Below are 8789 nucleotides of genomic sequence, written 5' to 3' on the forward strand. Positions count from 1 at the left end.
CTCCCCTAGCTCGCCCCCCCCGCGCTCCCAGTCAACTCGCCGTTTCCATGACTTGTGAATCCGAGCTTCGAGCGTGCGGTGGTATTCACTGATGAGCCGCCGACGGAGAGTCTCGACCGTGCTGACCCGACGCGTGAAGATCAAGAATTTAACGCCGCCGGCCTGCTCCGCCGTGCCGAAGGCCAGCGGGGCCACCTGAGAGACGACCGCGTCGATCTTGGGATGAGGCAGATCTCGTCCAAAGCGTCCCCGAAAACCTTCGCTCAGGCGGGTGACGAACCCCGAGTCGGGAGCCTCGGCCTCGGCCGCCCCCTCGGCCACGTCGCGGTGCCAGTCCCCGTGAGCATCGCCGGCTTCGTCGGTGGCGCCCGTCGCATCGCGCGTGTCCGACGGCTCGACGCCTGTTCCCCGCAGCGAGCTCTGCAGGCTCTCGAACGAGGACAAAAAGCCGATGCGGAACCGATTGTTTCGCCCCTCGAGCACGGGCACGAGGCGCTTTTGGACCAGGCCCATCGCCAGCGTTCCGAGGACGCTCATCTGGTCATCGCGCACGCCCCAGCCAACGCGATCGTGGCGGCGATACTCGGTCTTGGCGACCTCGGTCTCGCCGCCCGCAGTCCGGTAGCGACGTTGTCGACGGACCAAAAAGCGCCGCAGCTCGCGTTGGAGTCGGGGCAAGTCGGCCGCGGCCTCACGCGGCAACAACTCTCCCGCGCCAGGATAGTGATCGAGCAGCGAGAACAGGTCATTCGTCGAACCGTGCACCGGAGTGGCGCTCATGAACAGCCACCGATCGACCTGTCCGTCCAAGATCCGGTGGAGCACGGTGTTCGTCTGGTTCTGGGGGTGGCGCAGACACTGCGCCTCGTCGACCACCACCAGGTCGAAGTAGCGGTCTTTTTCAGCTCGCCGAGCGAGGTCGGAGAGCTTTGCGTTCACTGCGTCCGCGAAGGCCAGGTTGAGCTTTCGCGAGGCGTTGTCCGCGTTCATCTTGCGCGGGCGTTCGTAGTCGAACAAACCCCAGCTGCGAAAGCGCTGCGCGCTGCGCTCCCACAGGGCACGCAGGTCGTCGGTGTCCTTTCGAGTCACGTAGACGGGCCGCGTGAAGCTCGTGTGTCGCACGAAGGGGGCGATCGCCTCGTCGAGACCGAGACTGCGGCACCAGCTGCGCAGGTTGCCGAATTCCTGGGCTCGATGCGTCGGCCAGCCGAACAAGACCGACGCCGCGCGATCGTCCCCAATCCCCTGCTCGCGGCGATAGTTGGTGGCGAAGAACCTCTCGTACTCCTCGAGCCACTTGACCTGCAAATTGTGTCGCGGGCTCACGAACAAGATTCGAGCGTCGGGTTGCTCGTTCCACACCAGCGCGGCCAGGCTGAGCGCTTGGTAGGTCTTGCCCATCCCCACCTCGTCGGCGAGGTAGGCGACCTTCTCGCGGCACAAAATATTGTGGAGCGCCGCCACCCCGCGACGCTGCATCGCGGCCATCGACGCGGTCTCGGGATCGCCATGAAGGGAGAGGTCGATCAGCTCGCCAACGTCATCGGGGTGGATCCGGTGTTGGAAGGGCTTCACGGGCTGGTCTCCTTGGCCGCGCCCCGTATTCGGTCGGGCCGCGCGAGCTGTCGCTCGAACCAGCGCAGCATCTCTTCGGCCCGCCCAGCGTCGCGCCCTAGCTCCGTCTCGAGTCCAGCGAGCACCTCTGCGCGCAGCCGTGCGGTCACCTCACGGGTGCGGGTGACCAGCTTGCGGTCGCCGACCACCGAATGCCAGCTTCGAAGCACCGACCCCAGCTCACGCAACACCAAAAATCGCACCGGTGCCGGGCCGCGGGCGCGCTCGGCCTGGCGCACCACCTTCATCGCGCTGGCGGGCCCGGCCACCAGCAGACCGCGCTGCAAGTCGGGGCGCTCCTCGAGCTCGTGCAAGCGGGCCCGGAGCGCCCGCATCGAGCGATACAGATCGTAGAGATTACCCACGTCGAACGCCGCGGCTTCGTCGAGCGTCTGCTCGTCGTCGTCCCCCTCCTCGCTCCCCTCCTCGCCCCGCACCGCGCCTTCGCCACCCGGCTCGATGCGAGCCTGGCTTCGCCAGCTTTCGAGGATCTCGGAGGCAGTGAGGGGCCGACCGTAAGTTCGGGTGCTGTGGTCGAGACCGATCTCCACCACCACGCCTTGCCACCGATGTCGGCGGTCCCCCTCGCGATACGCGACGGTGAAGGTCGCCGCGCGCGGCGGAGGTGGCCCGACCTGTTCGTGCACGCCGCCCTCGGTCTCGATCGGGGCCAGCTCGGGGAGCTCGAGCACGAAGTCGTGTTGGTCGGGACCCGGGTCGATCCACCAGCGCCAGCGTTCATCGGCCCAGTCCCAGGCCACGCAGATGGCCACCGGGCTTGGCTCGGGCGCGCCCTCTTCAGATTCACCTTCGCTGGCCAAGTTGTCGGGGTCGACGGCTTCGCCGTCTGGGAACCAGTCGGGCTCCCCCTTCATGACCAACATCGCCTCGACGTTGCCGCCCGCTCCGACCAGGCCCGCGCGGGTGAAATTGCAGCTCCCGACCGCGGTGTAGGCGACGCCGTCGTACGCAATGAAGTACGCCTTCATGTGCCAAAACCGATCCCCGCCGTCGTCCGCGTTGCGGAGGACCGCGAGCTCGTCGCCGCCGCGCTTGCGCATCGCCTCCAGGAGGTCGGCATGCTGGCCCCGCGACAGCGCGAGCCTCTGGTCGCGGGGCCGCAGCGCCGGCAGCAGCACCGTGCAACGGGCGTTGAACGCAACCATACGCTGGGGCACGTCGGCCCAGTAAGGGCTCGCGGCCCACAGCTCGGTGGCCCGCCGCGAGCGACCTTGTTGGAGGAAGTCTGCGAGCCCCGCGTCATGGACAACCGAGAAGTACAGCCGAGCTCGCAGGGTTCCGCTCCATGGGCACTCGGGATCGTCCGTGAAGCGCCGTCGATTCGGCAGCTGGGCGAGACGTTCCCGCACTCGCGCCATGGCGTCGACCCGTTTCCCCCGTTCACCGCGCGCCGTATAGCCTTGCAGCCAGGTTGTGAATGCCTCGAGCGCCCCGTGACTCTGCTGCTTCTGGGTATGGATCCAGGTCTCGCCAAAGCTCTCCACGTTGCGGCCCCAGCCCGACATGCTGAGGTTGGCTGACGTCACCGCCACATACACCCAGCCCGTGCCTTCGTCGTCTTCGCCCGCGATGATGATCAACTTGGGATGGAAGTACCGGTTTCGAATTGGGACCGGGCGCGCGACGTAGCGGTAGCGACCCGAGGTCTTGGGGCGCGTGCTCGGGTCGTAGTAGACCGCGCAGGGAACCTCACCCAGGCGCGCGTGCAGCCCCGCCCGCTTGGCCGCGGCCGTGCTTCCCTCGACTCCGAGCACCGTGGGCAGCACGTGCTCTTCGACGAAGGCGGGATCGAAGTTGAACGTCGTGAGCACCACTGCGTCGACGACGTGGAACCAGTCGACGGCGCGCTCGACCCGTTCGCGAATCGTGCCCGGCGCGCTCACGCCCGCACCTCGTGGAGCTGATTGGTGATCGCTCGCAGCGGCTCCAGATAGTAGTCGTTTCGCCACGCTACCCCGGCGACAAAGAGGTCGTCTTGGGGGATCTCTAGCTCGAGGTCGGAGCGCAAGCGCCCGTCTTCTTCCCACACCCAGGCCGCGCGCCCTCGACTCTTGCTGATCGTGGCGTGCAGTTCGAGCACCGAGCGGGCCACCGCAACCCGGCTCGATGGATCGATCTGACAAAACAGCTGATGGCGACGGGCTGCGATCCCCGTCCCGTAGTAGCCGGAGTCGGCGAAACGACCCAGCGCCTCGCGGAGCGCCCCCGGCTCGACTGGCAAGTCGGGAGCAATCGTGTCGAGTCGCTTGCCCCGATGCGCACACAGCCAGCGAAACACGGACTCGACCACGGCGAGCAGGTCTTCGCAACGGATCGCCTGCTCGATAGCGAGCGCCATCTCACCGGAGGCCCGCCTTCGCTCGGTCTCCAGGAAGGCTCGATGCGACACCGACTTTCGTCCCCGCAGTCGCCGCGCGAGCCGACGATTGAGCGCGTGGCCCTCCACGAGGTGGGCGTGGAGATGGTCGGCGAGCGGTACATCCTCGAAGCAGCGCTCGATCGCCCGCACCACCGGGTTGTTCGCCCGGTTCGGCAATTCGACCGTCTCACCGGCCATCGCCGCACGAACCATGGTCAACAACTTCTTGCGCGCGCGTCCCTCGATGCCGGGCGCATGCCGTCTTGCCTCGCGCGTGGGTTCAGACAGCCGCAACAGCCCCGCGTCGAGCAACCCCGCTCGCCCCGCGGCGCCGCGATACAACCCCCACACCCCGTTCGCCTTTTGTCCGCCCAGCAGGTGCCAGCGCCTGTCCGTCCGCGAGATGTGGGGCACGTCGTCGAAGCGCCCTCGCACCCGCCTTGCCCCCGGCAGCGGCCACGCGTCGCGTCGATCGAGCCCCCGACGCACGACCACCGTGCGTGCGAACGCCTGCTCGATCAAGATGAAAAAATCGTCGACCCGACCCGCGAACTCCGAATGCTCGGCCTCGAACCCTTCCCACAACGCGAGTGCCTCGCACAGCACCTGAAAGCCTCGCAGCTGCGTCGTCTGCTCCGTCAGATGCGGCACCAGATCCCGCGCTCGCACGGACCAGATCGCGAGCACCCCCATCCCGTCCGCTCGGTTCGCCACGCCGAGGAGCTCGTCGTCCTTGGTCGTGAGCATCATGTTCGACAGTGACATCGTTCAGACCCCGACTGCATCCAGCGCCGGCCTCCTGTTCAGTAAGCCAGCAACACCAGCTCGTACATCCGCCCCCCGCACTCGTCGACGTTGGTCTCGATCCACGCCGTCGCCGCCTCGGACGCCTGCTCGGCGTTGCCGTCGAACACCACGCCTCCGTCGATCAACATCGCGAGCCGCTCGACCTCCCCGCACATCGTCGGCGTGGTGCCGCATGAGGACGAGAAGGGCTCGACCTCCCAGGGATACTCGGTGATCCCATCGGCGACCAGCGAGGTCCCATCGATGTAGTAGAGGTCCATGCCGTTGGCCTCGATGCGCACGAAGAAGCCCTCGGGCTCCTCGACCACGGTCACGGTCGCGGCGAGGTTGGGGTTGCCGAGCAGCTCCTCGATCGGCGCGACCTTGGGCTGGACCTCGATGACGAGGCCCTGCAGCAGCTCCATCGCGCCGCACTGCTCGACGTTGAGCACGGCCTTGTTGCCCTGATCTTGCCCGTTGAGCACGCAGATGAAGGTTGCGGGCAGCATCGGCGGATCGACGCCCATCATGTAGGTGGGCACGGCGCTGACCTGGACCGCGTCGTTCACGGGGCCACACGAGTCGGCCTCGATACAGTCGCCGAGCACGCAGGCGAGGCCGGGCTCGCAGCTCTCGAGCACCCCGCACGGGCAGCCAGCCATGCCGGGCTCGCAGTCGGTGTCACCGTCGCCATCGCCCGTGTCGCCGTCGCCGGAGTCGCCCTTTCCATGGCCCGTGTCGCCGTCTCCATCGCCCGTGTCGCCGTCGCCGGGCTGCGAGTCGGAGCCCGTGTCGTCAGCGAAGGTCTCGCTGCCGCTGTCACCGTCGGCGACATAATGGGGGTTGGGCACGCGCACACAGCTGGCCGCCAACGCGAGCGCGCCGACGCCAACCCACCAGTCCAGCTTGCTCATTTTTTCACCAGCTTCAGGTCATTGGGCTTGCGCATCTCGACCCGATACACCGCGTCAGACTCGATCTTGATCCGTCCAGCGCGCTGCCACTTCTCGTCGGGCGACTGGCGCAGCTGCACGCCGTAGCTGCCCTCGGGCAGCTGGATCCGGGCTCGCGGCTCGAGGGTCAGGACCCGGCCGTTGACCCGCACATAGACGAAGAAAAACTCGTTGGCGACGAACTCGATCGGCACGAGCTCGCGCTCGGCGTCGGCGCCCTCTTCTCCGGTCTCGGCCGCCGCCTCGTCGCCGGTCTCGGTCGCGAGCTCGCCGCCGGTCTCGGCCGCCGCCTCGTCGACCACTTGCCCGGCCGACTCGGGCGGCTCGCCTGCATCCCCTTCTTGCTCAGGAGGCTGCTCAGGAGGCTGCTCGGGCCCCGCGGCCCTGGCCGCCGCGTCGCCGGGGGGCTGCTCGGACCCCACGGCGGCGCCTTCGGGCTCGGGCTCGGAGCCGCGCTTGCCGACGCCGAGGACCATGAACCCCACGCCGAGCGCCGCGGCGACGCCGACCCCCGCGAGCGCGAAGGGCCAGCCCTTTCGGCGCGCGCGCTGCACGGGCAAGACCTCGCTCGCCGAGAGGAGCTCCGGGTCCTCCTCGGCCGTCAGCTCCGAGCCCGTGGGCACGGTCTGGGCGGCCGCCATGACGTCGAGCTGCGAGTCGGTGCTCGGCCGCGGATAGGTCTCGCCGTACTGCATCGAGTCGCTGCAGTCGGGGATGCCGCCCCACGAGCCCTCGGGCACGCTCGAGACCTTGCTGCCCTCGGGGATCTCGAACACCGAGTCGGGCTCGACGAAGCGCAGGACCAGCCGGCGAAGATCGCTGTTCGACTCGCGGTACTCGGGCCAGCGCACGAGCATGCCCAGGGCCTTGCGCGCGGTCGGGATCCGGGCGGCCTCGTCGGGCTCGAGCAGGCCCTTGCGGACCTGGTCGAGGGCCGGCGGGATCGCGCTTGGGTCGCGCAGCGGCGGGACCTCGCCGCTCATGACCATCGACAGCAGCTTGCCCTGGTCGAGCTTGCCCCGGAACCGGCGCCCGTCGATCAGCTCGTGGAGGATCGCGCCGACGGCGTAGAGATCGACCGTCGGCTTGCGCGTCTGCTTGCGCAGCTGCTCGGGCGGCATGTACTGCAGCTTGCCCTTCACGAAGGAGCCCTGGGTCTCCTCGGTCGCGAAGCGCGCGATGCCGAAGTCCATGAGCTTGACCTCGCCGGTCGTGGTCACCATCACGTTCTGGGGCGAGACGTCGCGGTGGACGATGACCGAGCCGGCGTCGGTCCGGACCTGGTGGGCGTAGGACAAGGACCGAAGCAGCTCGCCGATGATGAAGGCCGCGATCGTCAGCGGCAGCCGCTCGTGCTCGCGCGCGAGCGCGCGCTGGAACTGCGACAGGGTCATGCCGGAGACCAGCTCCATGACCATGTAGCAGTCGTGGTCGTGGGCGACGGCGTCGTAGACCTGCACGATGTTCGGGTGGCCGAGCATCATCGACAGCCGGGCCTCGGCCAGGAACATCTCGCGGTACTCCTCGCGCTCGCTGAGGTGCGAGGCCAGCAGCTTGATGGCGAAGAAGCGGTCCTCGCTCGGCTGCGTACCCTGGATGCGGGCCGACCAGACCTCGGCCATCCCGCCGGATCCGATCTTGCGTAGCAGCTGATATTGGCCGAGGTGGCGCACGAGGGACTGTTTTCGCGTTCGCGAGGACGCTCGCGGCTCAGCGCGAGGTCGGGTCGTCATGGTGCCGTGCGAGCACGGCCGAGATCAAGAATACGGACTCGGGCACGTGCTTCGCACCCGAATCGGCCCAGATCGGTCCCGCAACCGGTGGCAGGGGCCAGGACAGTCAGCGCGCTGTTGCCGGCCCCCGCACCGCGGGCGGCGGCGGCCCGGGCTCGGCGTCGACTCTGATATCTTCTCGCCGTGGCCTCGCCGATCCTCACCTGCGCGCTCGCGACCTTGAGCGCAGTCGCAGGCTACGCTGCGCCCGGACCCAAGCTCCCCGCCCCGACGCTCGCCTTTGCCCCGGCCGATGCGTCCGGCGACTACGCGGAGGCGCTCGCGGCCGTCGACGAGGCCAACATCGCGGTCAACCGCGACCCCGAGGCCAACCTCGCCCAGCTCGAGGCCGCGCTGACCGCTCTGCTCGCCTTCGGCCCCCAGATCGCCGCCGATCCCAAGGGCCGCGAGGCCCTGGATCTGAGCCAGCTCAACCTCGCCCGCGCGCTGCTCCTGACCGAAGACGAGGACAAGGCCGCGCAGGTCATGGACGCGCTGCTCATGAGCGCAGGTCAGCGCAAGCTGCCGATCAAGCGCTTTGGCCCGACCCTGGTCAACTTCCACGATCAGCGGCGCAAGAAGCTCGAGAAGCAGGGCGCGGCGTCGATCCAGGTCCACTGCCGAGTCTCGTGCCGGATCGTGGTCGACGAGCACTCCGCGACGGCCGACTCGGGCCCGCTCTACCTCGGCACCCACCGGGTCTGGATCGAATCCGCCGACGGCAGCGAGCCGCCCGAGCGCCACGAGCTCGAGCTCGGCGAGGACGGAGTGTCCGAGGTCATCTACTACCCGGCCGAGGTCGAGGAAGAGTGCGAGGTCGTCGCGCCGCCCCCACCGCCCGAGCCGCCGCCACCGCCGCCCAAGCGGATGCTCCCGCGCTGGGCAGAGATCAGCGTGGCGGTGATCGGGGTTGGAGCGGTGGCCGCGGGCGGCGTGCTCCTCGGCCTCGATGGCAAGTGCCCCGGCGGCCAGGACCCGGTCGCGGGCGCCGCAGACTGCCCGGAGCTCTACGAGGGGACGGTGTCCGGCATCGCCGCGATCGGGATCGGCTCGGCCTTGGTGGTGACCGGCGGCGTGATGCTCGCGGTCGACGAGGTCCGGGTCGGGAAGCAGACCGGGCGCCAGGCCGTGCTCTCGTGGCAGATGCGCTTTTAGCAGGCTGCTAGCAGCCCGGGGTGCTAGCAGCCCGGGGTGCAATGCATCGTGTCGCCTCGCGCCGGAATGTTCGCCGAGGGCGCGAAGCCAAAACGCCGCTGTACCGGGCGTACTGCAAGTTTTGGCGAC

At 68.7% G+C, this 8789-nt stretch carries 5 protein-coding genes and 2 pseudogenes; 1 reads left to right on the forward strand and 6 read right to left on the reverse strand.

Going from position 1 to position 8789, the window contains the following annotated elements; all coding sequences use genetic code 11:
• The 6 genes and pseudogenes from ENSA5_RS02920 to ENSA5_RS02940 form a co-directional block, all read right to left on the reverse strand.
• A pseudogene (locus tag ENSA5_RS02920) lies at nt 1-1215 on the reverse strand (hypothetical protein); the annotation flags it as partial.
• Nucleotides 1216-1248: 33 nt separating this feature from the next.
• Nucleotides 1249-1488 (reverse strand): annotated as a pseudogene (locus tag ENSA5_RS39660) (DEAD/DEAH box helicase family protein); the annotation flags it as partial.
• 83 nt (nt 1489-1571) lie between these two features.
• On the reverse strand, nt 1572-3518 hold the full coding sequence (locus ENSA5_RS02925) for a phospholipase D-like domain-containing protein (RefSeq protein ID WP_106390027.1): 1947 nt from the start codon (nt 3516-3518) through the stop codon (nt 1572-1574).
• Complete coding sequence (locus ENSA5_RS02930; RefSeq protein WP_181197283.1) at nt 3515-4759, reverse strand: hypothetical protein; 1245 nt, start codon at nt 4757-4759, stop codon at nt 3515-3517. Before ENSA5_RS02930 ends, ENSA5_RS02925 begins: the two co-directional genes overlap by 4 nt.
• Before the next feature lie 38 nt (nt 4760-4797).
• Complete coding sequence (locus tag ENSA5_RS02935; RefSeq protein ID WP_181197285.1) at nt 4798-5694, reverse strand: hypothetical protein; 897 nt, start codon at nt 5692-5694, stop codon at nt 4798-4800.
• Nucleotides 5691-7406 (reverse strand): serine/threonine-protein kinase, encoded by a 1716-nt coding sequence (locus tag ENSA5_RS02940; protein WP_181197287.1) that lies wholly within the window; start codon nt 7404-7406, stop codon nt 5691-5693. The genes ENSA5_RS02935 and ENSA5_RS02940 overlap by 4 nt, the downstream gene beginning before the upstream one ends.
• A gap of 243 nt (nt 7407-7649) precedes the next feature.
• Between ENSA5_RS02940 and ENSA5_RS02945 the strand changes: the two genes are divergently transcribed.
• Nucleotides 7650-8660 (forward strand): hypothetical protein, encoded by a 1011-nt coding sequence (locus ENSA5_RS02945; protein ID WP_106390031.1) that lies wholly within the window; start codon nt 7650-7652, stop codon nt 8658-8660.
• Nucleotides 8661-8789 lie beyond the last annotated feature (129 nt).

Origin of the sequence: Enhygromyxa salina (assembly GCF_002994615.1) — a bacterium.
Lineage (GTDB): Bacteria > Myxococcota_A > Polyangia > Nannocystales > Nannocystaceae > Plesiocystis > Plesiocystis salina_A.